This window comes from Tahibacter harae, assembly GCF_024437735.1.
Lineage (GTDB): Bacteria > Pseudomonadota > Gammaproteobacteria > Xanthomonadales > Rhodanobacteraceae > Tahibacter > Tahibacter harae.
On the sequence record NZ_JANFQO010000076.1, the window covers coordinates 1 to 1,167 of the forward strand.

At 64.2% G+C, this 1,167-nt stretch carries 1 protein-coding gene; it reads left to right on the plus strand.

Annotated features, from left to right (window positions below; translation table 11 throughout):
- Positions 1-208: 208 nt before the first annotated feature.
- Positions 209-1,126, plus strand: a complete 918-nt coding sequence (locus NM961_RS23880) for an IS110 family RNA-guided transposase (protein ID WP_255916932.1) — start codon at positions 209-211, stop codon at positions 1,124-1,126.
- The last annotated feature ends 41 nt before the right edge of the window (positions 1,127-1,167 follow it).

Here is a 1,167-nt window from a genome sequence, read left to right on the forward strand (position 1 = left end):
AGCCCTTATGTCTCGCCGCCCCCGTACTCTAGGCGTCGAGAGCCGGCATGCGCGCCCGTAAAGCCCCTGGTGAGCAACCGAGGGAGAGCCTGGAGCCGCATGCCGGAACTCACGAAGCGCCCGAACAGTTGCCCGAATATCGTTCGCACCGATAAGGCAGGGCCGATCGTGAGGCTCTCGACACCCAGAGAGTAGCGGGAGAACGGTCATGTTGGGAGTCGGAATCGATGTCAGCAAAGCCTGGTTGGATGTCGCGATAGACGGACAGGAAGCGGTCCAGCGCTTCCCGAATGATGCCCCTGGGATAGCGGCGTTGTTGAAATGGTTGAAGCGCCGGTCCGTGCGGGTGCTGGTGGAGGCCACGGGCGGCTACGAGCAAGCAGTGCTGGAGCGGCTGTGGACCAGGCAGGTGTGGGTGTGCCGGGTAAATCCGCGTCAGGCGAGGGATTTTGCCAAGGCGATGAATCGCTTGGCCAAGACCGACGCGGTGGACGCGCGGGTGCTGGCGCGAATGGTGGGGGTACTGGGCGAAACGCTGCGCAGCTATGAGCCGCCAGAGCCCTGGCGGGTGCAATTGCGCGAATGGGTCCAGCGGCGACGCCAGGTGGTGGAGCTGATGCAGCAGGAGAAGCAGCGACTGGCGTGCATGAACATCCCCGCGCTGCGCAAGCAGATGGAGATGTTGCTGAGCACGCTGGCCAAGCAGAAGCAGGGGCTGGAGCGCGAGATTCGTACGCAAATCCAGGCGCACACGCCCAAGGCGTTGAGCAGCGTCAAGGGCACAGGGCCCGTAGTGAAAGCCACCCTGCTGGCCGAGCTGCCGGAGCTGGGCCAACTGGACGGCAAAGCGATTGCCAAGCTCGTGGGCGTTGCCCCCCTCAACGACGACAGCGGCAACCGCCGCGGCTACCGACGAACGAGCGGAGGCCGCCGCAGCGTACGGTGCGTGCTGTACATGGCAACCGTGGTTGCCGTGCGCTGGGAACCGTCAATCAAGGCGTTTTACGAACGACTGCGTGCCGCGGGCAAGCCCGCCAAGGTTCGGCTGGTGGCCTGCATGCGAAAGCTATTGATCATTCTCAATGCGCGTGTGCGCGACGAGCTATCTGCGCTGGCGGCCGTCTAAACGCTTGTTTCGGCGTGAGGGGCAAGACAGTTGCTCTCCCC

Coding starts and splice junctions, on each gene's coding strand:
- NM961_RS23880 (WP_255916932.1), top strand. CDS start 209: ATGTTGGGAGTCGGAATCGATGTCAGCAAAGCCTGGTTGGATGTCGCG.